Source organism: Methylobacterium sp. J-072, assembly GCF_022829425.1.
Taxonomy (GTDB): domain Bacteria; phylum Pseudomonadota; class Alphaproteobacteria; order Rhizobiales; family Beijerinckiaceae; genus Methylobacterium.
In genome coordinates this window covers 1-24,159 of the sequence record NZ_JAKSYK010000185.1, presented here as the reverse complement: position 1 = coordinate 24,159, position 24,159 = coordinate 1, and the positions used below count along the sequence as shown (strand labels likewise).

Below are 24,159 nucleotides of genomic sequence, written 5' to 3'. Positions count from 1 at the left end.
CCGGTCTGGTGGCTTGAGCGGCGTGCCCAGAACCCGATCCCATCTCGAACTCGGCCGTTAAACACGCCAGCGCCCATGGTACTGTGTCTCAAGGCACGGGAGAGTCGGTCGCCGCCAGACCCGCACATCGCAAACACACACACTCCCTCATCACGATCAGCGAACGCGAACAGGCCGCCCCTCACGGGGCGGCCTGTTCGCGTTTTTGCCGTTGGCTTTGTGCCGGCTTTCTTACCGCGAAGTCATCCTGGCGCGAGCGTCCGGTAATTCGGATGTTGGCACCGTCTCGTGGCCGCTCGCGCGGCCGGAGCCCGCATCCGACCTCGTGCCCTCCGAGGTCTTCGGCTTCGGAGCGGGCCGGGATCCGCCCCCCGGGCTCGGCCCGCTCGTTCGTCCGAGAGGGGAGGGGTGTTTGCGATGGCCGTGGTGACAGAACAGCGTTCCCCCATTTCCCGAGCCGCGCTATGGACTGGGTCCATGCGACTGCTCATCATTGAGGACGACCGGGAGGCGGCCGCCTATCTCGTCAAGGCGTTCCGCGAAACCGGGCACGTCGCCGACAGCGCCCATGATAGCTTGGACGGCTACGCGCTCGCCCGCGAGGGCGCCTACGATGTGCTGATCGTCGACCGGATGCTGCCGAAGCTCGACGGGCTGTCGCTGATCCGCTCCCTGCGCGAGCAGGCGGTCACCACGCCGGTGCTGATCCTATCGGCTTTGGGCCAGGTCGACGACCGGGTGAAGGGCCTGCGCGCCGGCGGCGACGATTACCTGCCGAAACCCTACGCGTTCTCCGAGCTGCTCGCCCGGACCGAGGCCCTGGCCCGGCGGCAGGTCGGCTCAGGTGCCGCGGAGGAGACCCGCTATCGGGTCGGCGATCTCGAACTCGACCGCCTGTCCCATCGGGTGACCCGGGCCGGCCGGGAGATCGTGCTCCAGCCGCGGGAATTCCGGCTGCTCGAATATCTGATGCGGCATGCCGGGCAGGTGGTGACCCGGACGATGCTGCTCGAGCATGTCTGGGACTACCACTTCGATCCGCAGACCAACGTCATCGACGTTCATGTCTCGCGCCTGCGCGGCAAGCTCGACAAGGGCTTCGCGTCGCCGATCATCCATACCGTTCGGGGCGCCGGCTACGTGCTGCGCTTCGACGAAGGCAGCACCGGGTGAACACGGGCTTTTCGGTCGAGCCGATCCCGCGCGAGACCATCGGGGCGCGCGTCCAGAAGCTGTTCCGGACGACCGCGTTCAAGCTGTCGATCGCCTATCTGGCGATCTTCGCGCTCTGCGCGTTCCTGGCGCTGGGCTACGTCGCCTGGAACGCGCGCGCGGTGCTGGACGATCAGATCGTCTCGACCATCGATGCCGAGATCAACGGCCTGTCCGAGCAGTACAATGCCGGGGGTCTGCGCCGGCTGATCACCGTGGTCGAGCGCCGCTCCCGGGAGCCTGGCGCTTCCCTCTACTTGGTGACCACGGCGAGCGGCGAGCACGTGGTCGGCAATGTCGGTTACGTCCCAGCTGCGGTGCTGGCCAGTCCGGGCCAGAGCGAGACCCGCTACGGACGCAGCGATTCGGATACCGAGCCCCATCGGGCGATCGTGCGGGTCTTCACCCTGCCGGGCGGGTTCCGGCTCTTGGTCGGGCGTGACACAGAGGAGCGCGACCGGCTGCGCGCCGTGATCGGCCGGGCCTTCGGCACGTCGCTCGCCGCGGTGGTGCTGCTCGGTGTGATCGGCGGCTGGCTGGCGGCGAGCCGGGTCCTGCGCCGGGTCGACGCCATGACCCAGACCACCCGGGCGATCATGGCCGGCGATCTCGACGGACGGCTCTACGTGGCGGGGAACGGCGACGAGCTGGACCGGCTGGCCGCGAGCCTCAACCTGATGCTGGAGCGGATCGGCGAACTGATGCGCGGCATGCGCGAAGTCTCCGACAACATCGCCCATGATCTGAAGACGCCGCTCACCCGCCTGCGCAACCGCGCCGACGAGGCCCTGCGCAAAGCCGCCTCGCCCGAGGAACTGCGTGCCGCTCTGGAGGCGGTGATCGAGGAGAGCGACGGGCTGATCCGGGTGTTCAACGCCCTCCTGATGATCGCCCGGCTCGAAGCCGGGAATGCCCGGGAGATCCTGGCGCCGGTGGATCTCGGTGCTGCGGTCCAAGAGGTCGGGGAACTCTACGAGGCCTTGGCCGAGGATCAGGGGCTGCTGCTCGACGTGCGCGCCGGCGACGGGTTGATCATCGCGGGCAATCGCGAGCTGATCGGGCAGGCGCTCGCCAACCTGATCGACAACGCCTTGAAATACGGGGCCGGCGGGGCGGAGGCCCGGGTCACCGTGGAGGCCGAGCGCGTCGGCGAGACCATCCGCCTTGCGGTGTCCGACCATGGGCCGGGCATCCCGGAAGCCGAGCGTGGCCGGGTGCTCGGGCGGTTCGTGCGGCTGGAGGATGCGCGGTCCCGGCCAGGCTTCGGACTGGGACTCAGCCTGGTCAACGCGGTGGTGCGGTTGCATCGAGGGACGTTGCGGCTGTCTGACAACGGACCCGGCTTGCGGGTGGAACTGGCATTCCCCGCGCAGGCACAGGGTGCCGCGGCGGCGGCGGGTGACGGCGCGGCCGAACCGATACCGGCTTTGGCGGCGCGCGCCCCGGGAGGGTCGATTTCGCGCCTGCCTTGAGGCAGGTACGGGATCACGACCTGAAAGCCCCGGTTTTCGCGCACCGTCCGGTCCCGAACGTTGGTCAACACCCTTCGGGACGAAGCTCAGGAGGCCCCATGACCCTCACGTCCAAGACCGCCCTCGTCACCGGATCCACCAGCGGCATCGGCCTCGCCATCGCCCGCGCCCTCGCGGCGCAGGGGGCGAACGTGGTGCTCAACGGGTTCGGGGATGCGCAGGCCATCGAGGAGATTCGCGCCGGGATCGAGCGCGAGCACGGGGTGAAAGCGCATTACTCGGCCGCCGACATGAGTAAGCCCGAGGCGATCACCGCGATGGTGCGGGAGGCGGAAGAAGCGTTCGGCGCCGTCGACGTGCTGGTCAACAACGCCGGCATCCAGTTCGTCTCGCCGATCGAGGAGTTCCCGCCGGAGAAGTGGGAGCAGATCATCGCGATCAACCTGTCCTCGGCGTTCCACGCGATGCATGCCGCGATCCCCGGCATGAAGGCCCGGGGCTGGGGGCGGATCATCAACACCGCCTCGGCGCATTCGCTGGTGGCCTCACCGTTCAAGTCGGCCTACGTCGCGGCCAAGCACGGGATCAGCGGGCTGAGCAAGGCGGCCGCTCTGGAACTGGCGCCGCACCGGATTACGGTGAACTGCATCTCGCCGGGCTATGTCTGGACGCCGCTGGTCGAGGCGCAGATCCCCGACACCATGAAGGCCCGGGGCCTGACCAAGGAGCAGGTGATCGAGGACGTGCTGCTCAAGGCGCAGCCGACCAAGGAATTCGTCACCGTCGATCAGGTGGCAGCGCTGGCGGTCTTTCTGTGTTCCGACGCGGCGAGCCAGATCACGGGTGCCAATATCAGCATGGATGGCGGCTGGACCGCGCAGTAAGGCCGAAGCGGCTCCGCCCCCGTGAGGGCGGAGCCGTATGGGGTTCAGCGGCGTCCGTGGAACAGCAGGGCGATGCCGTAGCCGACCGCGCCGGCGATCAGCAACGCGACCAGCGGGTTCTCCTCGACCCGGGCGCCGACCGCGGCGCGGCCGTCGCGCAGGTAGGAACCGCTCCGCTCGTAGGCGTCGCCCGCGACGTCGCCGGCCCGTCCATAGGCGTCGCCGGCATAGTCGCTGGCCTTGTCGGCGAGGTCCCGGGCCTTGTCCTTGACCTGCCCGTAGGCGTTCTGGGCCTGGCCCTGAACGTCGCGGACCCGGCCTTCCACCGAGTCCCGGTTCGAGCCCACGAAGTCGCCGGCCGTGCCCTGAGCCTTGCCGAGGGCTTCCTTGGCGCCGCCGACAATCCGATCCGTATCCACCATGACTCTCTCCTCGACGTGAGCGCGGCGCCGGTACGAGAGGAGGCGCCGCAGGATGCCTCGTCGTGCACCGAACGCGCGAGACCGTGTTTGCGCACCGCGCCACGGTGATTTTCTGCGATCCGGCCCGCCTGATGCGGATCAGGGTGAACGCCGGAGGTGCAGCCTCAGAGCCCGATCAGCTCGGCGATGGCCGCCGCGCCCGCGGCCGGGGAGGTCTCGCCCCGGGCGACGCCGGCCTCGGCCTCGGCGGTGCTGCGCCGGACCTCCGGCGAGCCGACAAGGCGCTGGTGCAGCCGCTCGTGGACGAGCGCCCACATCCACTTCACGTCCTGCGCCCGGCGCTTGGCCTGGATCTCGCCGGTGGCGGTGAGTTTTTCCCGGTGATCGACGATCCGCGCCCAGAGGGCATCGAGGCGCAGGTTGTGGAAGCCCGAGATCGTCACCACCGGCGGCGTCCAGGTCGCCGAGGCGGGGGTGAGGATGTGCAGGGCGGCGCGGTATTCGGAGGCGGCGGCGTTGGCCCGCTGCTCGGCCTCGCCGGCATCGGCCTTGTTGACCGCGATCATGTCGGCGAGTTCGAGGATGCCCTTCTTGATCCCCTGGAGCTCGTCGCCGGCCCCGGGCAGCATCAGCACGAGGAAGAAATCGGTGAGGTCGGCCACCGCGGTCTCGGACTGGCCGACGCCCACGGTCTCCACCAGGATCACGTCGAAGCCCGCCGCCTCGCAGAGCAGCATGGTCTCGCGGGTCTTGGCCGCGACGCCGCCGAGCGTGCCCGAGGACGGGGAGGGGCGGATGAACGCCTTGGGATCGTGGGCGAGCCGGGCCATCCGGGTCTTGTCGCCGAGGATCGAGCCGCCGGTGCGCGACGAGGACGGATCGACGGCGAGCACCGCAACCTTGTGGCCGGCCTCCGTGAGGTTCGACCCCAGGGCGTCGATGGTGGTGGACTTGCCGACGCCGGGCACGCCGGTGATGCCGACCCGGATCGCCTTGCCGGTCTCGGGCAGGACCGAGTCGATCAGCGACGCGGCGAGCGCCCGGTGATCGGGCCGTTTCGACTCCGCCAGTGTGATCGCCCGGGCCAGGGCGGCGCGGTCGCCCCGCAGCAGGCGCTCGCGCAGGCTCTCGATGTCGATGGACGGCGTCATGGATCCTTCATGGCGGCGCCAAGCGCTGCCGTCGAGAGGGTATCGCCGCGTGGGGCTGGCTCGGCATGCCGCCACGCCCCACGCCTGTGTCCGCCGCACCACGAACCGCTGATTACCCGTACTCCACAGGCTCGGCCCATGATCGTGCCCCGCCATGGTCACGATCCTGCGCGACGGTTGGCGCCCCGCCCGAATGCACCCGGATCATGTCGAGCCACACCGTCTCACGCCGCGCACTCCTCCGGATCGGCGCCCTCGCGGGGGCGGCGGGGCTAGCCCCATCCCTCGGCGCCTGCGTCACCGATGACCTCGGCACCTCCGCCCTGCCCGAGAAGCAATCGGCGCTGGACGTCATGCCGGTGCTGCTCGTGGCTACGACGCGCAAGCCCGTGGGCACGCCGCCCCGGCCGCCGTATTTCAATTCCGAGCGCGGGCGCGGCCTGAGCTTCGCGGAGGTGCGCCTGTCGCCGCCGGACCGCTCGCTCCTCGGCAAGGTTTCGGCGGTGATCACCGGCGACTGGACCATCGGGGCCGTGCCCAAGACCGAGACCGGCCCGGGCGCCGCGGACGCCTTCGCGCAGGCGGCTTTGGGCCGCGACGTGCTGATCTACGTGCACGGCTACCGGGAATCGTTCGAATCCGCCGCCGTCAGCGCGGCGCGCCTGTCGGACGGCATCCGGTTCCGGGGCGTCTCGGGCCTGTTCACCTGGCCGTCGGCGGCCGCCACGTTCGATTACAATTACGATCGCGAGAGCGCGCTCTGGTCGCGGGACGCCTTCGAGGATCTGCTGAAGGCCATCACGGCGAGCGCGAGCGGCGGGCGCATCAACATCGTCGCGCATTCGATGGGCACGCTGCTCACCCTCGAGACCATCCGCATGCTGCGCGCCGAGGCCGGCGAGGCGGCGATGTCGCGCATCGGCGCGGTGGTGCTGGCCGCCCCCGACATCGACTTCGACCTGTTCTCGAACGGTGTCGCCCGGCTCGGCCCCGACGTCTCGAAGATCACCGTGATCTCCTCGACCAACGACCGGGCGCTCGAACTCTCCGCCGCGCTCGCCGGCGGCGTCCGGGCCGGCGCGGCCGATCGCGCCAAACTGGAGGCCCTGGGCGTGCGCGTCGCCGACGCCTCCGATTACGGCGGCGGCCTGATCAACCACGACCTGTTCCTCTCGAACCCGGAGGTGCAGGCTGTGGTCAAGCGTGCCATCGCCCGCGGGGCGGGGGTATAGGCTGCCCAGAAGAACGGGTTTCGAAAGGGCGTGCCCTTTGGCGGGGTTTGGGGGCGGAGCCCCTGAGGACACCAGGGCTCCGCCCTGGACCCGCAAAAGGTCCCGGACCTTTTGAAACCGGGACTTTCGCCGCCCTCGGCGCAAGAACTCACCCCATCCGGGTCGCCATGCTCTGCGGCGGCAGCGGTTCTTCCGGCAGGATTGGCGCGTCGCCGGAGGCGTCGAGATGGTCGATCCGGTCGGCCCAGACCCGGAAGCCCACCAGGGGATTGGGACCGAACGTGTGGGTCAGCGGCACGTCGGCGGCGTCGCGGCCATAGGCGACCATCACCCGGCCGATCCGCGGGCTGTTGTTGCGCGGGTCGAACACGTGCCAGCGCCCGCCGAGATAGACCTCCATCCAGGCGGCGAAATCGCCGGCCGGGTGCGGCTCGGGCTCGCCGATGAAGCTGACATAGCCGGTGCAGTAGCGTGTCGGCACGTTGAGCGCGCGGCAGAAGGCCACGGCCAGGTGGGTGAAGTCCCGGCAGACTCCGCGGCCGCCCGCATAGGCATCCTGGGCCGTGCGGTCGCCGTGGGCGAACTCGTAGCCGAACGCGATGTGGTCGTGGACGAAGTCGCAGACCGCCTGCACCCGGCCCCAGCCCGGTTCGATATGCCCGAACAGGCGCCAGGCCTCGTCCGCGAGCAGGTCCGATTCGCAGTAGCGGCTCGGCAGCAGGAACACGATCGTCTCGGCGGGCAGCGCCTCGATGGCGTGCTGCTCGGCCTCCGGATGGGCCGGGTCCGGGCGCCCGTCATCACCGATCACCGCGTCGGTGCCGATGGTGAAGCCCCCCGCGGGCGCGGTGAGCCGCCCGCACAGGTTGCCGAAGCCGTCGCGATAGAGCTCCACCGGCACCGGCGGATCGGTGCGGAGCGTGTCGGGCGCTTCGAGGGCGTCAGCCCGGGTGGGATGCACGTTGAGCATCACCACCATCGGGACCGGATAGGGGAAGGCGTAGCGCATCTCGCAGCCGAGCCTGATCCGCATCCGCGGTGATCCTTCTTCCCGTCCGGTTTCATTATCGCCGCCGCCCGGCAGGATTCGCGCCACCGCTTTCGAAGCGGCTCGGACGAGACGGGCTTGGCGGGCGTCCGGTTCACCCCTACAGCATCCGCGCGCGGCGCTCATGACCGCCGGGGTAAGCTTAGGCATTTCTCCCCGGGGCGGTGCGTCGCACCCGCGCGCGATCCCGCTGACCGGGCGCGCCAAGGACGGTTACGAGAAGGATGCCGGCCATGTTCACGCTCGAGATCGAGGGCACCGCCGTGGCGGTGATCAACAGCGACGAGGCGTCCGCCAAGGACCTCTTCACCTGCGAAGGCTTCAAGGAAGACATCCGGACGATGACGAGCGAGGGCAAGCCGCTCTGGAACGGCACCGCGCCCCTCATCATCCGGGCCGCCACCGAGGACGAGATCGAGATCTTTGAGGACGCGCTCGCCGAGGATGACGGCGAGGGCGAGTTCACCGACGACAAGCACCATGCCGGCGGCGAGACCGACGAGGAGGACGAGGACGAAGCCGACATCGTCTTTCTGGTCGATATCGACGAGGCGGACGAGGACGACGAAGCCGACGCCTGAAACTTACGCCTGAACTTGGCCGGCTCCCGGGGGTTTCCGAACCGATTCGGAATCAACCCGGGAGGATGGACATGGCGGACAGCAGGCGAATCGTGGATGCGCTGGTGCGGTCCCGGCGCGGCGGCATCGCTGCCAGCGCGGCTTTGGGCGGTCTCGCGCTGATCGGTGGGCTCGCCTACCGGGCCCTGCGCGGGACCGCGCCGCCGGAACAGGGTGGCCCGGACTTCTCCAAGGTCGACGAGGACGAGGCGCGTCTGATGCTCCGGGCGATGGTGGCCGCCACCATCGCGGACGGCATGGTCGACACGGCCGAGCGCAAGCGCCTCGACGCGGCGGTGGCCAGTGCCGGCCTCGATGCCGACGGGCGGGCCTGGCTCGATCGCGAGCTGGAAAGCCCCGCCGAGATCGACGAGATCGCCGAGCGGGTGGACGAGCCCGAGGCGGCGGCGCGGATCTACACGGCGGCCCGGCTGGCGATCGATCCGGACACGCTGCAGGAGCGCCAGTTCCTGAAGATGCTCGCCGAAGCCCTCGACGTGCCCGGCGAGGCGACGGACCGGATCGAGCGGACCCTCATGGAGTGACGACCAGCGTCATTGCTATATCGTGACGGTGGCGCCGGAGGGCTATGTCAGGATACAGGTCGCATCCGTGAATCTGCACGATGGTTACGGTCTGACCAGCCTGGAAGTTTGACCCGCGGCGCGGCCCCGCAGGAGCACGGTCCTGCGGGGCCGATACCGGCTGGAACGGGCGATCCGCATGGTCATCCGCGCCGGCCGGCTCTCCGGAGGGGCGCCCTCTCCGCAAAACAAACCCCGTGCGCGCGGGATAAGCCGCGCACAGGGGTATACTGTCAACAGATGCGCTGATCCGACAATTGCAGACGCGCGAAGCTTCTATCAGGGTCCCTTCAGGCTCGCTGAACAACAGACACATGAACACTACTTGCGCGGGTAGAAGTTTCTTTAATCCATACCACGCCTGGTTGATGCTCCTTCCAGGACTCGCCCATCAGCATACCCCCGGAATCCCGCCAGCCCGAACGATTCCAAACCTCGAGCGCCTTGTGAGCCGCATCTATCTCCGCATCGGTAAACAGATCCGAGTCAGAGGAGGACGCGTCCTTACTGATCGCCCACAACGCTCCTTGGTTCAGCCTGTCGAGGCCGACCTTGTGGTACCAGTCATCGAACGACCGCGGCGTGTCGGCGCTCTCGCCCAGTCGCTTGTAGGCGGCGTCTAGGAAGCGGCGCACATCCGGCTCGAAGTCCCACCAGCCTGTCATGAGCTCCGCGACCGGCCTCCTGACGGTTACAGTTTCGGTCACGGTCTCGACGCGGACCGTCATCCCCGTCTGAGGGGCATCCGCCCCCGCGTTGGCCGTCGCGCCGTTCTTCGCGTGCACCAGGGCGAAGATCGCGTCCGCCGCCGCGCTCGACACGCTAAGCGCTGAGCGCGGATCCGGCGAGCGCGCCGTGACGGAAGCCTCGTCCGGCTTAGATCCAGCAGGATCGGGCGCACCAGCCCGAATGATCCGTAGGCTCGCCTGCGCGTGCGTGATTGATATTGTCGCGTAAGACATCGTGCTGCTCCCCGTACGAGGGTCAGGAGTTCGGTTTAGACCGCGCCCCGCCGCGTCCTAGACCGCATGCTGAAATTATACCTGCGGTTGCGCCGAGCAGAGCAAAGCCGCCGATAATGCTTTGCGGCTGTGGGATTGTGCCGCGTTTATCCTGACAATCAAGACGATCCACGGGTGTTTTTCTGTCACATTAATTTCGGACAGGTTGTCTGCGTGCTGTGCGGTGCGGGTGAATGATGCCGGCCCGGCGAGGCTGCCACAGGGCCGTTTCGGCTCTCAGGCCGGTCCTATCAAACAGTTGATGACCGTTTCGCACTTCGCTCCGAGCGAGCACGGCGTTGGCTTGCCCACGCAAGTCTGATTAATCTCTTCGGCAACGGCGATGGCCGGGACGCAACGTGTCAGGAGTGTCGATGTCCGCGCGGTCGCGCATAGAGAGGGCCGCCTGCACGATGTTGGCGGTCTTGACGATCCTGGGTGGTCCCGTCCGTGCCGCCGACCCGGGACCCGGCCCCCTGACGCTGGCCGGTCAGGGCAGCTTCTTCGTCGGCGGTCGTGACATCCAGTCCGACACGCTCTCGACCCTGCCGGCCTATGCGCCCTCGGGGACGATCACGGTCGATCAGGTCTATGTCCGCTATCAGATCCCCGTGGAGCCGGTGCGGCCGCCCCTGGTGCTGATCCACGGCTGCTGCCTCACCGGCAAGACCTGGGAGACGACCCCGGACGGGCGCATGGGCTGGGACGAGTTCTTTGTCCGCCGCGGCTTCCCGACCTACGTGATCGACCAGGCCTGGCGCGGGCGCTCGGCGATCAGCCCGGCCCAGATCGACGCGGTGAAGATGGGCAAGGCCGAGGCCGATTCGCTCCCGCCGGTCTTCTCCGCCGGGCGCGAGCCGGCCTGGGCGATCTTCCGGTTCGGGCCGGAATACCCGAAGGTGTTTCCGGGCATGCAGTTTCCCCTGGAGGCCCAGGGCGAGTTCTGGAAGCAGATGGTCGCCGACTGGTCCGCGGCCCTGCCGGTGCCGAACCCGACCGTGCCGGGCCTCTCGGAACTGGCCAAGCGGCTGAAGGGCGCGGTGCTGGTCTCGCACTCGCAATCGGGCATCTACCCGTTCCAGACCGCCGCCCTCGACCGCACCGGCATCCGCGCGCTGGTGGCGATCGAGCCCGCCGCCTGCCCCGATCCGGCCAAGGACGACCTCGCCCCCTACAAGGACCTGCCGATCCTGGTCCTGTTCGGCGACTTCGTCGATGCCTCGCCCCGCTGGGCGCCCCGGCTGAAGCAGTGCCGCAGTTTCGTGGCCGCGGCCAACGCGGCCGGCGGCCGGGCCGAGCTGATCCTGCTGCCGGAGATCGGCATCCACGGCAATTCGCACATGCTGATGCAGGACAAGAACAGCCTCGACATCGCCGACTGGCTGGCGGGCTGGATCGAGAAGCGGGCGGGAAAATCCTGATCGGACAGCCGGCGTCGTAACCGGCCCGTCCTCCCAATCCCCCCCTCATCCAAACCACTCCCTCATCCTGAGGTGCGGCCGCGAAGCGGGCGCCTCGAAGGAGCCCTCCAGCCTGCCGCGCGATCCCTGGAGGGCTCCTTCGAGGCTGCTGCGCAGCACCTCAGGATGAGGTAGGGGGTTGGAGGTGGGGTCGTGACGCGGCGGTCAGCCCGGCTTCCGCTCAGTCAAAAACTGACCCATCCGCTCCAGCGCCCGGCGGATGTTCTCGGCCGAGTTTGCGTAGGACAGGCGGATATAGCCCTCGCCGTGGACACCGAAATCCGGGCCGCCGATCACCGCCACGCCCGCCTCTTCCAGCAGGGTGGCAGCCAGGGGCTTCGCCTTCCAGCCGGTCTGCGAGATGTTCGGGAAGGCGTAGAACGCGCCCTTCGGGGCGATGCAGGACACGCCCGGCAGGGCGTTCAAGCCGTCCACCACGATCGCCCGGCGGCGATCGAACTCGGCGACCATCTCGGCCACGCAATCCTGCTTGCCGTCGAGGGCCGCGATGCCGGCCCATTGGGTCGAGGCGTTCACGCAGGAATGGGCGTTGACCGCGAGCTTCCGGGCCGCGTCGTAGAGGGGCTTGGGCCAGACCGACCAGCCGAGCCGCCAGCCGGTCATCGCGTAGGTCTTGGACGCGCCGTCGAGATAGATCAGCCGGTCGCGGATTTCGGGATACTTCAGCAGCGAGTGGTGGGCCTCGCCGTCATACGTCATCGTGCCGTAGATCTCGTCCGACAGCACGGCTACGTCGGGGTGGTCGGCGAGGCCCGCCACCAGGGCGTCGATCTCGGACTTGGGCGTCACGCCGCCGGTCGGGTTGGCGGGTGAGTTGACGATCAGCAGGCGGGTTCTGGGGGTGATCAGCGCCAGGGTCTCGGCCGCCGAGAAGGCGAAGCCGTTGGCCTCGCGGATCGGCACCGGCACCGGTGTCGCCCCGGTGAACTCGATCATCGAGCGGTAGATCGGGAAACCGGGATCCGGATACAGGATCTCGGTGCCCGGCTCGCCGAACATCAGGATCGCCATGAACATGGTGACCTTGCCGCCCGGCACGATCATCACGGAATCCGGGGAGACCTCGACGGCGTGGCGGCGATGGATGTCGCGGGCCACCGCCTCGCGCAAGCCCGGGATGCCCACCGCCGGCGTGTAGCCGTGGTGCCCGTCGCGCAGCGCCTTGATGCCGGCCTCGACCACGTGGGCGGGCGTCGGCATGTCGGGCTGGCCGATGCCGAGGTTAATCACGTCCCGCCCCTGGGCGGAGAGCGCCTGGGCGCGGGCGAGCACCGCGAACGCGTTCTCCTCGCCGATGCGCGAGAAGGCCGGAACGACGTGCAGCATCGCGCTCTCCGCGGGACTGAAAGGTTTTAGGGCTTGGTGCGCTCGGAGAGCTTCATGGCGCCGAACGACATCGCCCCGGCGATCACGCCCAGGATCACGAAGGTCTTCACCGCGGCGTAGAACAGCGCCGGCTCGATGCCCGTGTCGGTGTAGAGCACGAGGCCGATCGCCGCGAGCGGCAGGGACAGGAGGATGAACAGGGGGACGAGCGGGTTCATGGTGTGCACTCGGATCCGGCGCGCGGTTGGCCGCGGCTCATGGGCGTCGCGCCTGCATACCACCCTGCGGCAAAGGTTGGGACCCCGGAGCCGGGAGTTTTTCGCCGGATCATCCGCTCACTCACCGAAGTGCAAGAATTTGGCTGGATACTGGCTTTTCAGGAGGAGATGCCAGTATGCGCCCATCAACGGTCTCGTCGAACGGCAACAGGTCAAATGTATCGCCGCTTGATATGTTGACGGCCCAGATCGGCCGGCTGCTGCGGCATCCTGCCTACCGGCGCGAGCGCGTTTTCAGCTCGCTGCTGCAGCGCCATCTCCCGAACGATGCGGGCTACGCCTGGAACGGCGAGGCGGCCCTGCGCGAGCGCCTCGGCCGCGCCGGCCTCGACGCGGCGAGCATCGACCATCTCATCCGCAACACCCAGGCCGAGATCCAGCGCCTGCGCGGGCCGGCCGACGCCTGACCGGCCTCAGGCCGGCACCCGGACCGTCGCCCGCAGGCCACCGAGCGGGCTCTCGTACAGGGCGATGTCGCCGCCATGGGCCCGGGCGATGTCCCGGGCGATGGCCAGCCCCAGCCCGGATCCGCCCGCATCCTGCCGGGAATCGTCCAGGCGCACGAACGGTTTGAACACCTCCTCGCGGCTCTCGGCCGGGATGCCCGGCCCGTCATCGTCGATCGAGACGTAGAAGGCGCGGGCCTCCAGCCGGCCGGAGATCGCCACCGTCTCGCCGTAGCGTGCAGCGTTGGCCGCCAGATTGAACAGGCAGCGCCGGAACGCCCCCGGGCGCACGGTGACCTCGGGGGCGCCTGCGAGATTCACCTCCGAGACATGGGCGCCCAGGCGCTCCACGTCGCTGCGCAAGTCTTCCAGAAGGGTCCGCATGTCGGTGGGGGTCGCGGGCTCCGCGGAATCGCCGCGAGCGAAGGCCAGGTAGCCCTCCAGCATCCGGCTCATCTCGTCGACGTCCCGGCTGAGATCCTCGATCTCGCTGGTCTGCTCGACCAGTGCCAGGGACAGGCGGAAGCGGGTGAGGATGGTGCGCAGGTCGTGGCTCACGCCGTTGAGCATCGTCGTGCGCTGCTCCATGGCCCGCTCGATGCGCCGCTTCATCTCGATGAAGGCGTGGCCGGCCTGGCGGACCTCCCGGGCCCCCCGGGGCCGGAATTCGATCTCCCGGCCCTTGCCGAACCCCTCCGCCACCGCGGCGAGCCGCAGGATCGGCTTGATCTGGTTGCGCAGGAACAGGATCGCGACGCCGAGCAGCACCAGCGACGAGCCGATCATCCAGACCAGGAAGATGTGCGAGTTCGACGCGTAGGCCTGGCTGCGCCGGCCGGTGATCCGCATCACCCCATCGGGGATCGCCACCCGGATCTCGATCAGGTTCGAGCGGCCGACCGTGTCGATCCAGAACGGCCGGCGGATCTGGCGCTTGATCTCGTCGGAGAGCGCCTCGTCCAGGATCGAGAAGAACGGCCGCGGCCCCTGAGCGGGGAGCTTGGCGCCCTTCAGGATGTCGAGGTCGAGGTTCAGTCGCTCGGCCGCGATGCGCGACAGCGTCTCGGTGTCCCGATCCTGCGGATAGCTCTCGTAGATGTCGATCAGGGCGGCGACGTCGGCGGTCACCGCCGCGGACAGGCGCTTGGTCACGAGCTGCCAGTGCCGCTCCATGAACGTGTAGGCGATCACCGACTGGAGCAGGACCACCGGCGCGATGATGATGATCAGCGACCGGGCGTAGAGCCCCTTCGGCAGGGCATCCCCGATGGCGCGGCTGACCCGTTTCCACAACCGGTGCGGCGCCGAGCGCGACCGCGGCGGATCCGTCCGCAGGGCGCGGGCTAGGCCGGGATCGGGGGCGTTCACGAACTCTTACGTCCACTGCCGCAGAGGCGGGTGCGGAACTGGCGGCGTAGGGTCCGTTTCATGAGGGCGGACATGGGGGGCGACGGATGCGGGGGCTGATCCGTTATCGCACCCGCACCGCGATCGGCCAAGGCAACCGCGGATCGACGCCTCCGCGCCTTGCACCACGGCGCGCGGGCCATACCTGAGACAGGCGGGGGGCACCCGCCGGCCGAGGTCTCGAGGGCCATGCTCAGCACCGATACAGACATCCTCGCCGCCGCCTCCTCCTGGCGGCGGGACGGGCGCGCCGTGGCGCTCGCCACCGTGATCGAGACCTGGGGCTCGGCGCCGCGACCCGTGGGCAGCCATCTCGTGGTCGATGACGAGGGCAATTTTTTGGGGTCCGTCTCGGGCGGCTGCGTCGAGGGATCGGTGATCACCGAGGCGATCGAGGTGATTGAGGCCGGAGCGCCTCGCATCCTCGAATTCGGCGTCGCCGACGAGACCGCGTGGCGGGCCGGGCTGTCCTGCGGCGGCCGGATCCGGGTCTTCGTCGAGCGGGTCGACTGATGCGCACCGAGACCCTGGAGGTCCTGAACGCCGAGCGCGCCGCGCGCCGGGCGACGATCCTGGTCACCGACCTGGCCGACGGGACGCAGCGCCTCGTCCGCGAGGCCGAGATCGCCGCCGACCCCCTGGCGGCGGTGCTGGGCAAGCTTCTGGCTTCGGGCAAGAGCGGCCTCGTCGAGCTCGACGGCCGCCAGACCTTTCTGACCGTTCAGGTCCCGCCGGTCCGCCTCGTGGTGGTCGGCGCCGTCCACATCTCGCAGGCGATGGCGCCCATGGTGGCGGGGCTCGATCTCGCGCTGACCGTGATCGATCCGCGCACGGCCTTTGCCAGCCCCGAGCGCTTCCCGGGCGTCGAGCTCGTGGCCGAATGGCCCGACGCCGCCCTCGGCAGCCACGTGCCCGCCCTCGACCGCTACTGCGCGCTCGCCGCCCTGACCCACGATCCCAAGATCGACGACCCGGCGCTGAAGGCTGCGCTCACGGCCGAGTGCTTTTACATCGGCGCCCTGGGCTCGCGGAAGACGCATGCGGCCCGGACTGCCCGGCTGGCGGAATCCGGGTTCTCGCCGGAACAGATCGGCCGGATCCACGCGCCGATCGGGCTCGCCATCGGGGCCGTCAGCCCGGCCGAGATCGCGCTGGCCGTGCTGGCCGAGATCGTGGCGGCGCTCCGCCGGGTTCCCCGCCCGGAGGTCGCGTGAGGTTCGGCCCCGTGCCGGTCGCCGAGGCGGCCGGCCTGATCAGCGCCCACACGGTCCGGCGCGACGGTATCACCCTGCGCAAGGGTGCGCTGATTCCCGAGGATGCGGCCGCCGGCCTGGCCAGGGTCGGGCTCTCCGAGATCGTGGCGGCCGCCCTCGAACCCGGCGATGTCGGCGAGGATGAAGCCGCGGCCCGGCTCGCCGCGCATCTGTGTGGGGAAAACCTGCGCGCGGAAGCGCCGTTCACCGGCCGCTGCAACCTGTTCGCCGAGACCGCCGGGGTCCTGACCCTGGCGCCGGCCCGGATCGACGCGGTCAACGCCGTCGACGAGGCGGTGACGGTGGCGACGCTGCCGCCGTTCAAGCCGGTGGTCGAGGGCGAGATGGTCGCCACCGTGAAGATCATCCCCTACGCCGTGCCGGGCACCGTGCTGGCCCAGGCTTGTACGGCGGATACGGCCGGCGCCCTGGCGGTGGCACCCTATCGCCGCCGGCGCGTCGCCGTGATCTCGACCCGCCTCCCGAGCCTCAAGGAGGCCACCATCGAAAAGACCCTCGGGGTCCTGGCCGAGCGCCTCGCCCCGACGGGCGCCGAGATTATTCTTGAGGATCGCGTGGCGCACGCGGCCGATTCTGTGGCGGCGGCGCTCGTGGAGGCGATCGACCGCGCCGGGGCGGATCTGGTGGTTGTGTTCGGCGCCTCGGCCATCGCCGACCGGCGCGACGTGATCCCGGCCGGCATCGCGGCGGCCGGCGGCCGGGTCGAGCATCTCGGCATGCCGGTCGATCCCGGGAACCTGCTCCTGATCGGCAGCCGGGCCGGCGTGCCGGTGATCGGGGCGCCGGGCTGCGCACGCTCGCCCAAGGAGAACGGTTTTGACTGGATCCTGCACCGGCTGCTGGCGGATTTGGCCGTGACCCGAGCCGACATCGTCGCCCTCGGGGTCGGCGGGTTGCTGATGGAGATCGTCTCCCGACCGCAGCCCCGGGCCGGCGGTGAGGCCGCGGATGCCGATGCCTGAGATCGGGACGATCCTGCTGGCGGCGGGCCTCGGCACCCGGTTCGGCCCGGAACCCAAGATGCTGGCGCTGCTCGACGGCCAGCCGCTGGTCCGCCACGCCGCCGAGGCTGCGCTCGCCGCTCGGCCGCGCCCGGTCGTCGTGGTGCTCGGAGCCCATGCCGAGGCGGTCCGGGCGGCGCTGGCGGGGCTCGATCTGGGCTTCGTCGAGAACCCGGATTTCCGCGTCGGGCTGTCCACCTCTCTGCGCGCCGGCGTGGCCGCCCTCCCGCAATCCTGCGAAGCGGCGGTGGTGGTGCTGGGCGACATGCCGCGTATCGCCGAAGACCATATCGACCGCCTGGCCGCCGCCTTCGCAAACGCTTCGAAGGCTCCGGCGGCCGTCGTCCCGGTGCAGGACGGCCGGCGCGGAAACCCGGTGCTCCTGAATCTGCGCGTTCTGGCGGACGCGATCGCCGGGCTCACCGGCGACCGCGGCGCCGGGCCTCTGCTCCGGGATCTGTCCGATATCCTGGAGATCCCGGGCGATCCGGCGACCGCCCTCGATATCGACACGCCGGCCGCGCTGCTGAGCGCCGACCGCACCTGACGTTCAACGGTTCGCGTCCGTCGGGGCCCGTCCGGCCTTGGCATCGCTCCGGCACCGATCGGAGCAGTAGCGGACCTCGTCCCAGACGCGCTCCCACTTCTTGCGCCAGGCGAACGGCCGGCCGCATTGGGCGCACACCTTCTCCGGAAGATCACCCTTGCGGCGCATCCGCGGCATTTTTTCCAATGACTCCAGCGCGCGATACACGGGGGGCGGAAACGGCTCTCGGCTCGTGTCCGTTCCGAGGATCGGCTCAGCGGCTCGGGGCCACGGCGCGGGCGTCGAGGAGCTTGGCGAGGCCGAGCATCAGCGCGAGACCTGTAAGGTTCACCGCGATCTGCAGCGGCCATCCGGTATCGAAGGTGCGGTAGAGGATCCGCCCGATCAGTGCCGCCAGGCAGCCCGCGGCAAAGATCTCCAGGGAATGCCGGCCGCAGGCATCGATCAGGCGCAGGCCTCGCCATCCGGACAGACGCCGCACGGCGGGTGCGCTGAAGATCAGGTAGGTCAGGGCCAGGATGTGCAGGAGGCGCAACGGCGCGACGTGGCTCTTGTCCGGGGCGCCCATCGCCAGCGGCCGGAGGTCCGGCAGGCCCCACGCGGTCCAGGAGCCGCCCTGCAGCAGCCCGAAGGCCAGGTAGGCCCAGGCCAGCGCGGCGGCCCAGCTGCGCCAGGGCAGCAGGCCGTCCCCGGCCCGGACCGCCATCGCCAGGGCCGCCCCGATCACGAACAGGAACTGCCAGGCGAACGGGTTGAAGTACCAGCCGTCATCCACCGCGGCGGCGTTGGGCAGGTTCAGGGTGGCATCGACGTTGGCGGCGAGCCACAGCGTTCCCGACAGCGCCAGCACGCCCCACACCCCGCGCCGCATCCCGAAATAGACCGCTGGGAACAGGGCGAGCAGCAGGATGTAGAGCGGCAGGATGTCGAGGTAGTTCGGCAAGGCGTTGAGGGCGAGACCGCGCAGGAGCCCCGGCAGCAGCCCCATCTGGATCAGCGGCGCGACGCCGAAGCGCGGCGTCAGCCCGGTCAGGTCCATCCAGATCCGGACGATGACCAGGGTGGCCAGCAGCAGCCCGGCCTGGAACAGGTAGATCCGCAGGCAGCGCCGGGCGATGCGCATCAGGGTCGCCCGCACCCCCGCCCGGCCGAACAACCCGCCATAGGCCACCATCGACGAATAGCCGGCCAGCAGCACGAAGATCTCGGCGGCGTCCGAGAAGCCGAAATTGTGCAGGGTGAACAGGGCCGGGGCGTTGCGCGGGATATGGTCGATGAAGATCGTCAGCAGCGCCAAGCCGCGCAGCACGTCGACCCGGGCATCGCGGATGGGCTTTTTTGGAGCTGGTACGGGCGTGGGCACTGGGGCCGGTGCGGGCCGCGGCGCCGGTGCCCCGCCGCCGCCGAAGGGCGCCCGCTCAAGGTCGTCGAGGCTCTTCACGCAGCCATCACCAGGACGCTCGTTCACCAGGGACGGCGCGAAGCGTGCACCGCAATGCAATATAACCCACCCCTACACCAGTGCTGCGTCGGATCGCATCGATCACGCGCCTTTGTTCCGGGCCGGGCGATGTCGGGCATCCCTTCGCTCGGTACCGCGCTCCGGCAGGCGTATCGCGGCAAGCGCCTGTTAGGTTGGCGTGGGGCGCCTCCGCCCGACCTCTGCAACGCTGAAGATCGGCTGCTGCGGATCGGGGTCGCATTGCACCGCGCCCACGCACATTGCCGATGATCGCTGTATAGAGGCGGCGGATCGATCCCGGCGGGTGCCGGGGAAGGGCAGGGTTCATGCGCGTCCTCGTCACCGGAGCCGGCGATTTCCTCGGCCGCCGCCTGCTCGAGGCGCTGCGGCATGGCCTTCCCCCCGGCAGCCGCATCCTCGGCATCGACCGCCGCCCTCAGCCGCCCCTCGACGGTGTCACGTTCCTCGACGTCGACCCGTTCGATGCCGGCAGGCTCACCGAGGCGGTCGCGGCGTTCGACCCGACGTTCGTGTTCCACCTCGCCGCCCTGGCATCGGTCGCCCGGTCGAGCGAGACGCCGGCCTATGCCTGGCGGGCAGATCTGCTGGGCACCCTCAACCTCGCCGAGGCGGTGGCGCGGACCCGCGCGACTCTGGTGTTCCTGAGTTCGACAGTGGTCTACGGCGAGGCGTTCCGCGACCGGCCGCGGCCCGACGAAGCCGTGACGCCCCGGCCGGACACGATCTCCGGGCGCACCAAGAACGCCTGCGAGTACATCCTGCGCGACGTGCTCGCCAATGCCGGCGTGAAGCACCTCGTGCTGCGGCCCTCGAACTATATCGGCCCCGGGCAGAGCGAGACCTTTGTGGCCGCCTCCTTCGCCGGGCAGATCGCACGCATCCAGCGCTGGCTGGCTCCTCCGACCGTGGCGGTGGGCGAGCTCGCGGCCGGGCGCGACTTCCTCGACGTGTCGGACCTGACTGCGGCGTGCCTGCGGGTCCTGGACCAGGCCGAGGACTTGCCCGATGGCGGCATCTTCAACGTCGGCACCGGCATGGTGACGCCGGTCTCGGCGATCCTCGACATGTTCTGCGGCCTGACGGAGGCGCCCTTCACCGTGGAGGTCGCACCGGAGCGGACCCGGCCGGCGGGCGTGCGCAGCCAGGGCTGCGACCCGTCAGCCTTCACGGCGGCCACGGGTTGGATTCCGGCGGTTCCCCTCGCGCAGAGCCTCCAGGCGATGCTGGATGCAGCGCGGGGACGCGTGGGCTGACGGGCCCATTTTACGACTCGGGTCCCATCCATTCCACCCCCTCATCCTGAGGTGCGTTCGCGGAGCGGACGCCTCGAAGGAGGCTTCCAGCCTGCCGCGCGATCCCTGGAGGGCTCCTTCGAGGCCGCTGACGCGGCACCTCAGGATGAGGAGGTTGGGTTGGAGGGCCGCCGATAAGGTTCCGGCGAACCCCTATCCTGTACCGCACCAGCGCGCACAAACGCCGCGCGGGCGGTCCCGGCCTGAAGGCCGAGACCAACCCTTATCGTGAAAACTTCTTGTACTTGATCTTCTTCGGCATGAGTGAATCCGCCCCGAGCCGGCGCATCTTGTCGGCCTCGTAATCCGAAAAATTGCCCTCGAACCACTCGACATGGCTGTCGCCCTCGAAGGCGAGGATGTGCGTGGCGATGCGGTTCAGGAACCAGCGATCGTGGCTGATGATCACCGCGCAGCCCGCGTAATCCTCCAGCGCGTCCTCGAGGGCGCGCAAGGTCTCCATGTCGAGGTCGTTGGTCGGCTCGTCGAGCAGCAGCACGTTGGCGCCGCCCTTCAGGGTCCGGGCGAGGTGGACGCGGTTGCGCTCGCCGCCCGACAGGGTGCCGACTTTCTTCTGCTGGTCGCCGCCCTTGAACGCGAAGGCCGCGCAATAGGCCCGGGAATTGATCTCGCGCTTGTTGAAATAGATGATGTCATTGCCGCCCGAGACCTCCTGCCAGACCGTGGCATTGGGGTCGAGGGCGTCACGCGACTGGTCGACGTAGCCGAGATGCACGGTCTCGCCGATGGCGATCTTGCCGCCGTCGGGCTTCTCCTGGCCGGTGATCATCTTGAACAGGGTGGTCTTGCCGGCGCCGTTCGGGCCGATCACCCCGACGATGCCGCCCGGCGGCAGCTTGAACGACAGGTCCTCGATCAGCAGGCGGTCGCCGAACGCCTTGTTGAGGTGCTCGAACTCGATGACGTTGTTGCCGAGCCGCTCGTCGATCGGGATGACGATCTGCGCGGCGGCGTCGACCTTGTTGTTCTGCTTGGCGACCAGCTCCTCGTAGCGGGTGATGCGGGCCTTCGACTTCGATTGCCGAGCCTTCGGCGAGGCGGCGATCCACTCCTGCTCGCGCGTGATCGAGCGCTGGCGGGCCATGTCCTCGCGGCCCTCCTGCTGGAGGCGCTTCTGCTTCTGCACCAGCCAGGCCGAGTAGTTGCCCTCGTACGGGTAGCCCCGGCCGCGATCGAGTTCGAGGATCCAGCTGGTGACGTTGTCGAGGAAGTAGCGATCGTGGGTCACGATCAAGATCGCGCCCGGATAGGTCTTCAGGTGTCCTTCGAGCCAGTTCACGGTCTCGGCGTCGAGGTGGTTGGTCGGCTCGTCGAGCAGCAGCAGCTCCGGCTCCCACAGCAGCAGCTTGCACAGGGCCACGCGGCGGCGCTCGCCGCCCGACAGGGTCGCCACCGGCTGCTCGTCGCTGGGGCAGCCCAGGGCCTCCATGGCCTGATCGACCTTGGAGTCGAGCTCCCAGAGGTTGGCCGCCTCGATCTTGTCCTGGAGCGCGGTCATCTCGTCCGCGGTCTCCTCGGAATAGTTCATGGCGAGTTCGTTGTAGCGGTCGAGCAGCGCCTGCTTCTCGGCCACGCCCTCCATGATGTTCTCGCGGACCGACTTGTTGGGATCGAGCTGCGGCTCCTGGGGCAGGTAGCCGACCCGGGCGCCCTGGGCGACGAAACCCTCGCCGGTCCACTCGGTGTCGATGCCGGCCATGATCTTGAGCAGGGTCGACTTGCCGGAGCCGTTGATCCCGAGCACGCCGATCTTGGCGTCCGGGTAGAACGACAGGTTGACGTCCTCCAGGACCTTCTTGCCGCCCAGGTAGGACTTCGTCAGTCCCCGCATGTGATAGATGAATTCGCGAGCCATCGCGGACCGTCCTCGGAGCGTTGGTGGGGTGTGCGCGGTGCGTGCCAGCGGCACGGGGCAGGCCCGGGGTCTTCGACCCGTCCTGTACGCGCGTTCCCCACGATATAAGAATGTCGCCGACCGAGTATCAGGCTCGCCGGGCAGCGGCAAGGATGCCCGGGCTCGCGGCGTCGGCTCAGGTGAAGGGATTCGCCACCGTTTTCGGCGCCTCGTCCGGGGCCTCCGCCACCGCCTCGGGCAGATCGCCCGCTTCCAAAGCCTTCACGATGGCGTCGAGGGTACTCTGAAGCAGGCGGGCCTGGGCGAGGCCGGTCTTGTCCTTGGTGAGATCGAGGGAGCCGTGCAGGGCGATTCGGTCGGTGCCGTTCTCGAAGCTGAGGGCGCCGATCGTGCGCACGGAGGCGTCGTCCGCGAAGGGCTCGAAGGCGTCCGGTTTGGGCTTCCGGCGGCTCGGCTTGTCCTCTGGCATGGTCCCTCTCAGAAGATCGAACGCAGCAGGTCGCGCAGGAACTTGCGCACGGCGCGGTTCAGTTCGCGGCTCAGCCAGTCCTGCCAGCTTGGCTCGTGCCGGGGCCGGTGCTCGTCGGCGCGCGCGGCGGCGCGGGGATCGGGCAGGGCCATGGCGCTGGCCCGGGCGGCGGCCGGCAGGCTCGGGAACACGTCGATCCCGGCCTCGCGGGTGAGGTCGTCGATCGAGACCGCGCGCCAGTCCCGCGAATCGTCGTTGCGGGCGAGATAGGCGCCGGCCTCGCCACTCGCCGGGTCGTAGAGCGCCTTGAACAGCTGGGTGGGCACGAGCACGCCGCCCTTGATCTGCTGCACCGAATCCCCGGAAAAGATCACCCCGGTGACGACGAAGAGCGCGCCGCGCCGGCTCGCCAGCCGCCGCGTGCCCTCCTCGATATCGGCCCAGAGGCCGCGATTGAGCACGCGGTTCTGCGGCACGATGTTGGCCAGGCTGAACGATTCGGCCTGGGCGCTCAAGGTCGGCATGTCGCCCGCCGGGGCGAGGTGGCCGCGGTCGAAGCCGCTGCGGACGTAATCCTCCAGCGACGCGCGCTCGGCATCCGGCAGCCGCGTCTCCTCGTGGAACGCGTCGTCCCGGGCGACCGTGCGGGCATTGGCGACGCTGGCCCGGGTGAGATGCTCGGCGGAGTAGAGCGGCGTGCGCGTCACGCCCGAATGCAGGACCGCGAAGGCCTCGAAGCACAGCGGTACCGTGCGGGCGGCGAGCTTCGCGTTGGTCAGGACCGGCGCCAGCCCGCCCGCGAATAGGGCCGGGCATGTCTCCTGGGCGCGGCTCGGCGCCGTCAGGACGACGAGAACCAGTCCCGCGACGAAAGGACCGCGCCGGGACCTCACCAGCACGCGCGCACCCGCCGGGGGCCATCCGGGGTCGGACGGTCGCGCCAGGCGCAGGGGCGGCCGAGGCTGCGGCTGAACGGCCTGGCGTCGCGGTCGGGACCGCCCGGGGAGACCCGATCCGGGCAGGCGCCGAGGAAGTTGCACGGGAAGTCGAGGTTGCCGTCCGGCGGCCGAGGACTGACGTAAGCTTGGCCGGCATAAGCTTGGCTGCTGGGCGTAATCGCCAGCATGAGCAAAATTGTGCACAGACGAGCCGGGCTCAAGAGCGGACCTCATGTGGCGGTAAGGGCACGTAACTGAAAAAATCGCCGGCCCGACATTGATCGCGCCGCCGTTCGTCCGTACCTGCACTATCATGACAGCGACGGACGGGTCGGTTCTAGCATGAACGCGCGCCCCCCGGGTGCTTGCGTCGTGACGGCGAAAATCCCCACAGGGAGCCCGCATGACGGGGCCGTCGCCACACTCGAACGAGCGGATGCGATCCTTGGCGATATCCTCTGAGCATTCAGCGTTGCTGGACCGTGTCCCGGAGCCGGCTGCGCTGCGGCAGCTTCCGGAATCCGAGCTGCAGGCGGTGGCGGACGCGGTGCGGGCCGAGATGATCGACGCGGTGTCGATCACCGGCGGCCATCTCGGCTCCGGCCTCGGCGTGGTCGAGCTCACGGTCGCCCTGCATCACGTGTTCGACACCCCCGACGACCGCATCGTCTGGGATGTCGGCCACCAGTGCTACCCGCACAAGATCCTCACCGGG

27 protein-coding genes and 1 rRNA gene are annotated in these 24,159 nt (G+C 69.4%); 15 read left to right on the top strand and 13 right to left on the bottom strand.

The genetic code is table 11. The features are described from left to right. Window positions 1–4 precede the first annotated feature (4 nt). From rrf to MKK67_RS23590, 4 genes are all read left to right on the top strand, one after another. Window positions 5–120, top strand: a 5S ribosomal RNA gene (rrf, locus tag MKK67_RS23605). A gap of 357 nt (window positions 121–477) precedes the next feature. Then, on the top strand, window positions 478–1,173 hold the full coding sequence (locus MKK67_RS23600) for a response regulator transcription factor (protein ID WP_243970063.1): 696 nt from the start codon (window positions 478–480) through the stop codon (window positions 1,171–1,173). Beyond that, entirely contained in the window at window positions 1,170–2,684 is a 1,515-nt protein-coding gene (locus MKK67_RS23595; RefSeq protein ID WP_243970061.1) for a sensor histidine kinase, read from the top strand. The genes MKK67_RS23600 and MKK67_RS23595 overlap by 4 nt, the downstream gene beginning before the upstream one ends. Window positions 2,685–2,782: 98 nt before the next feature. Then, window positions 2,783–3,568 carry a 3-hydroxybutyrate dehydrogenase gene (locus tag MKK67_RS23590; protein ID WP_243970059.1) on the top strand — a complete coding sequence of 262 codons (786 nt, stop codon included), beginning with the start codon at window positions 2,783–2,785 and terminating at the stop codon, window positions 3,566–3,568. Between the two features lie 44 nt (window positions 3,569–3,612). Here the strand turns inward: MKK67_RS23590 and MKK67_RS23585 are convergent, their stop codons facing one another. Both MKK67_RS23585 and meaB read right to left on the bottom strand, forming a co-directional pair. Continuing rightward, the gene (locus tag MKK67_RS23585; RefSeq protein WP_243970057.1) at window positions 3,613–3,990 is read right to left on the bottom strand and encodes a CsbD family protein; all 378 of its coding nucleotides are present in this window, start codon (window positions 3,988–3,990) and stop codon (window positions 3,613–3,615) included. A gap of 164 nt (window positions 3,991–4,154) precedes the next feature. After that, on the bottom strand, window positions 4,155–5,141 hold the full coding sequence (gene meaB / locus MKK67_RS23580; RefSeq protein ID WP_243970054.1) for a methylmalonyl Co-A mutase-associated GTPase MeaB: 987 nt from the start codon (window positions 5,139–5,141) through the stop codon (window positions 4,155–4,157). A gap of 206 nt (window positions 5,142–5,347) precedes the next feature. On the opposite strand from meaB, the gene MKK67_RS23575 reads away from it, so the two are divergent. Then, complete coding sequence (locus tag MKK67_RS23575) at window positions 5,348–6,373, top strand: alpha/beta hydrolase (protein ID WP_243970052.1); 1,026 nt, start codon at window positions 5,348–5,350, stop codon at window positions 6,371–6,373. A gap of 148 nt (window positions 6,374–6,521) precedes the next feature. Here MKK67_RS23575 and MKK67_RS23570 read toward each other — a convergent pair whose 3' ends face one another. Beyond that, entirely contained in the window at window positions 6,522–7,406 is an 885-nt protein-coding gene (locus MKK67_RS23570) for a transglutaminase-like domain-containing protein (protein ID WP_243970050.1), read from the bottom strand. A gap of 248 nt (window positions 7,407–7,654) precedes the next feature. On the opposite strand from MKK67_RS23570, the gene MKK67_RS23565 reads away from it, so the two are divergent. Together MKK67_RS23565 and MKK67_RS23560 are read left to right on the top strand one after the other, a co-directional pair. Further along, the gene (locus MKK67_RS23565) at window positions 7,655–8,002 is read left to right on the top strand and encodes a hypothetical protein (protein ID WP_243970048.1); all 348 of its coding nucleotides are present in this window, start codon (window positions 7,655–7,657) and stop codon (window positions 8,000–8,002) included. A gap of 71 nt (window positions 8,003–8,073) precedes the next feature. After that, entirely contained in the window at window positions 8,074–8,586 is a 513-nt protein-coding gene (locus tag MKK67_RS23560; protein WP_243970046.1) for a tellurite resistance TerB family protein, read from the top strand. Between the two features lie 329 nt (window positions 8,587–8,915). Here the strand turns inward: MKK67_RS23560 and MKK67_RS23555 are convergent, their stop codons facing one another. Further along, window positions 8,916–9,587: a hypothetical protein gene (locus MKK67_RS23555; RefSeq protein ID WP_243970044.1), complete on the bottom strand. Its 672-nt coding sequence runs from the start codon at window positions 9,585–9,587 to the stop codon at window positions 8,916–8,918. Window positions 9,588–10,051: 464 nt separating this feature from the next. On the opposite strand from MKK67_RS23555, the gene MKK67_RS23550 reads away from it, so the two are divergent. Then, window positions 10,052–11,047, top strand: a complete 996-nt coding sequence (locus MKK67_RS23550; RefSeq protein ID WP_243970042.1) for an esterase — start codon at window positions 10,052–10,054, stop codon at window positions 11,045–11,047. 204 nt (window positions 11,048–11,251) lie between these two features. On the opposite strand, the gene MKK67_RS23545 is transcribed toward MKK67_RS23550, so the two are convergent. Both MKK67_RS23545 and MKK67_RS23540 read right to left on the bottom strand, forming a co-directional pair. After that, a complete protein-coding gene (locus tag MKK67_RS23545; protein WP_243970040.1) occupies window positions 11,252–12,433 on the bottom strand; it encodes a pyridoxal phosphate-dependent aminotransferase in 1,182 nt (393 codons plus the stop codon). 26 nt (window positions 12,434–12,459) lie between these two features. Continuing rightward, a complete protein-coding gene (locus MKK67_RS23540) occupies window positions 12,460–12,651 on the bottom strand; it encodes a hypothetical protein (RefSeq protein WP_243970038.1) in 192 nt (63 codons plus the stop codon). 233 nt (window positions 12,652–12,884) lie between these two features. Between MKK67_RS23540 and MKK67_RS23535 the strand changes: the two genes are divergently transcribed. Then, window positions 12,885–13,118, top strand: coding sequence for a hypothetical protein (locus MKK67_RS23535; RefSeq protein ID WP_243970036.1), 234 nt, complete (start codon window positions 12,885–12,887; stop codon window positions 13,116–13,118). 6 nt (window positions 13,119–13,124) lie between these two features. Here MKK67_RS23535 and MKK67_RS23530 read toward each other — a convergent pair whose 3' ends face one another. After that, window positions 13,125–14,492 (bottom strand): ATP-binding protein, encoded by a 1,368-nt coding sequence (locus tag MKK67_RS23530; protein ID WP_243970070.1) that lies wholly within the window; start codon window positions 14,490–14,492, stop codon window positions 13,125–13,127. Between the two features lie 261 nt (window positions 14,493–14,753). Here MKK67_RS23530 and MKK67_RS23525 point away from each other — a divergent pair, with 261 nt between their 5' ends. Genes MKK67_RS23525 through MKK67_RS23510 form a run of 4 tightly spaced genes read left to right on the top strand, consistent with a single transcriptional unit; the run spans window position 14,754 to window position 17,386 of the window. After that, window positions 14,754–15,077: an XdhC family protein gene (locus tag MKK67_RS23525; protein ID WP_243970034.1), complete on the top strand. Its 324-nt coding sequence runs from the start codon at window positions 14,754–14,756 to the stop codon at window positions 15,075–15,077. Next, on the top strand, window positions 15,077–15,778 hold the full coding sequence (locus tag MKK67_RS23520; protein ID WP_243970032.1) for an XdhC family protein: 702 nt from the start codon (window positions 15,077–15,079) through the stop codon (window positions 15,776–15,778). The genes MKK67_RS23525 and MKK67_RS23520 overlap by 1 nt, the downstream gene beginning before the upstream one ends. Continuing rightward, window positions 15,775–16,800 carry a molybdopterin-binding protein gene (locus MKK67_RS23515; protein ID WP_243970030.1) on the top strand — a complete coding sequence of 342 codons (1,026 nt, stop codon included), beginning with the start codon at window positions 15,775–15,777 and terminating at the stop codon, window positions 16,798–16,800. The genes MKK67_RS23520 and MKK67_RS23515 overlap by 4 nt, the downstream gene beginning before the upstream one ends. Beyond that, entirely contained in the window at window positions 16,793–17,386 is a 594-nt protein-coding gene (locus MKK67_RS23510; RefSeq protein ID WP_243970068.1) for an NTP transferase domain-containing protein, read from the top strand. Before MKK67_RS23515 ends, MKK67_RS23510 begins: the two co-directional genes overlap by 8 nt. 3 nt (window positions 17,387–17,389) lie before the next feature. Here the strand turns inward: MKK67_RS23510 and MKK67_RS23505 are convergent, their stop codons facing one another. Beyond that, window positions 17,390–17,563, bottom strand: a complete 174-nt coding sequence (locus MKK67_RS23505) for a DUF2256 domain-containing protein (RefSeq protein WP_243970067.1) — start codon at window positions 17,561–17,563, stop codon at window positions 17,390–17,392. Window positions 17,564–17,639: 76 nt separating this feature from the next. Then, a complete protein-coding gene (locus MKK67_RS23500; protein ID WP_243970028.1) occupies window positions 17,640–18,827 on the bottom strand; it encodes an OpgC family protein in 1,188 nt (395 codons plus the stop codon). Window positions 18,828–19,174: 347 nt separating this feature from the next. Here MKK67_RS23500 and MKK67_RS23495 point away from each other — a divergent pair, with 347 nt between their 5' ends. Continuing rightward, complete coding sequence (locus MKK67_RS23495; protein ID WP_243970026.1) at window positions 19,175–20,122, top strand: NAD-dependent epimerase/dehydratase family protein; 948 nt, start codon at window positions 19,175–19,177, stop codon at window positions 20,120–20,122. A 262-nt stretch (window positions 20,123–20,384) separates the two neighbouring features. On the opposite strand, the gene ettA is transcribed toward MKK67_RS23495, so the two are convergent. From ettA to MKK67_RS23475, 4 genes are all read right to left on the bottom strand, one after another. Continuing rightward, window positions 20,385–22,037, bottom strand: a complete 1,653-nt coding sequence (gene ettA, locus MKK67_RS23490; RefSeq protein ID WP_243970024.1) for an energy-dependent translational throttle protein EttA — start codon at window positions 22,035–22,037, stop codon at window positions 20,385–20,387. A gap of 175 nt (window positions 22,038–22,212) precedes the next feature. Continuing rightward, window positions 22,213–22,506 (bottom strand): hypothetical protein, encoded by a 294-nt coding sequence (locus MKK67_RS23485; RefSeq protein WP_243970022.1) that lies wholly within the window; start codon window positions 22,504–22,506, stop codon window positions 22,213–22,215. Window positions 22,507–22,514: 8 nt separating this feature from the next. Then, window positions 22,515–23,405, bottom strand: coding sequence for a DNA/RNA non-specific endonuclease (locus MKK67_RS23480; RefSeq protein WP_409568435.1), 891 nt, complete (start codon window positions 23,403–23,405; stop codon window positions 22,515–22,517). Next, window positions 23,396–23,632 (bottom strand): hypothetical protein, encoded by a 237-nt coding sequence (locus tag MKK67_RS23475; RefSeq protein WP_243970020.1) that lies wholly within the window; start codon window positions 23,630–23,632, stop codon window positions 23,396–23,398. Before MKK67_RS23475 ends, MKK67_RS23480 begins: the two co-directional genes overlap by 10 nt. Window positions 23,633–23,880: 248 nt before the next feature. On the opposite strand from MKK67_RS23475, the gene MKK67_RS23470 reads away from it, so the two are divergent. Next, window positions 23,881–24,159: 1-deoxy-D-xylulose-5-phosphate synthase N-terminal domain-containing protein (locus MKK67_RS23470; RefSeq protein ID WP_279601797.1), on the top strand; the 279-nt coding region annotated here is incomplete at its 3' end.

Excerpts from the sequence above, each read along its gene's own strand:
- MKK67_RS23600 (WP_243970063.1), top strand. The coding sequence starts at position 478 with ATGCGACTGCTCATCATTGAGGACGACCGGGAGGCGGCCGCCTATCTC.
- MKK67_RS23590 (WP_243970059.1), top strand. The coding sequence starts at position 2,783 with ATGACCCTCACGTCCAAGACCGCCCTCGTCACCGGATCCACCAGCGGC.
- MKK67_RS23585 (WP_243970057.1), bottom strand. The coding sequence starts at position 3,990 with ATGGTGGATACGGATCGGATTGTCGGCGGCGCCAAGGAAGCCCTCGGC.
- meaB (WP_243970054.1), bottom strand. The coding sequence starts at position 5,141 with ATGACGCCGTCCATCGACATCGAGAGCCTGCGCGAGCGCCTGCTGCGG.
- MKK67_RS23575 (WP_243970052.1), top strand. The coding sequence starts at position 5,348 with ATGTCGAGCCACACCGTCTCACGCCGCGCACTCCTCCGGATCGGCGCC.
- MKK67_RS23570 (WP_243970050.1), bottom strand. The coding sequence starts at position 7,406 with ATGCGGATCAGGCTCGGCTGCGAGATGCGCTACGCCTTCCCCTATCCG.
- MKK67_RS23565 (WP_243970048.1), top strand. The coding sequence starts at position 7,655 with ATGTTCACGCTCGAGATCGAGGGCACCGCCGTGGCGGTGATCAACAGC.
- MKK67_RS23560 (WP_243970046.1), top strand. The coding sequence starts at position 8,074 with ATGGCGGACAGCAGGCGAATCGTGGATGCGCTGGTGCGGTCCCGGCGC.
- MKK67_RS23555 (WP_243970044.1), bottom strand. The coding sequence starts at position 9,587 with ATGTCTTACGCGACAATATCAATCACGCACGCGCAGGCGAGCCTACGG.
- MKK67_RS23545 (WP_243970040.1), bottom strand. The coding sequence starts at position 12,433 with ATGCTGCACGTCGTTCCGGCCTTCTCGCGCATCGGCGAGGAGAACGCG.
- MKK67_RS23540 (WP_243970038.1), bottom strand. The coding sequence starts at position 12,651 with ATGAACCCGCTCGTCCCCCTGTTCATCCTCCTGTCCCTGCCGCTCGCG.
- MKK67_RS23535 (WP_243970036.1), top strand. The coding sequence starts at position 12,885 with ATGTTGACGGCCCAGATCGGCCGGCTGCTGCGGCATCCTGCCTACCGG.
- MKK67_RS23525 (WP_243970034.1), top strand. The coding sequence starts at position 14,754 with ATGCTCAGCACCGATACAGACATCCTCGCCGCCGCCTCCTCCTGGCGG.
- MKK67_RS23520 (WP_243970032.1), top strand. The coding sequence starts at position 15,077 with ATGCGCACCGAGACCCTGGAGGTCCTGAACGCCGAGCGCGCCGCGCGC.
- MKK67_RS23510 (WP_243970068.1), top strand. The coding sequence starts at position 16,793 with ATGCCTGAGATCGGGACGATCCTGCTGGCGGCGGGCCTCGGCACCCGG.
- MKK67_RS23505 (WP_243970067.1), bottom strand. The coding sequence starts at position 17,563 with ATGCCGCGGATGCGCCGCAAGGGTGATCTTCCGGAGAAGGTGTGCGCC.
- MKK67_RS23495 (WP_243970026.1), top strand. The coding sequence starts at position 19,175 with ATGCGCGTCCTCGTCACCGGAGCCGGCGATTTCCTCGGCCGCCGCCTG.
- ettA (WP_243970024.1), bottom strand. The coding sequence starts at position 22,037 with ATGGCTCGCGAATTCATCTATCACATGCGGGGACTGACGAAGTCCTAC.
- MKK67_RS23485 (WP_243970022.1), bottom strand. The coding sequence starts at position 22,506 with ATGCCAGAGGACAAGCCGAGCCGCCGGAAGCCCAAACCGGACGCCTTC.
- MKK67_RS23475 (WP_243970020.1), bottom strand. The coding sequence starts at position 23,632 with ATGCTGGCGATTACGCCCAGCAGCCAAGCTTATGCCGGCCAAGCTTAC.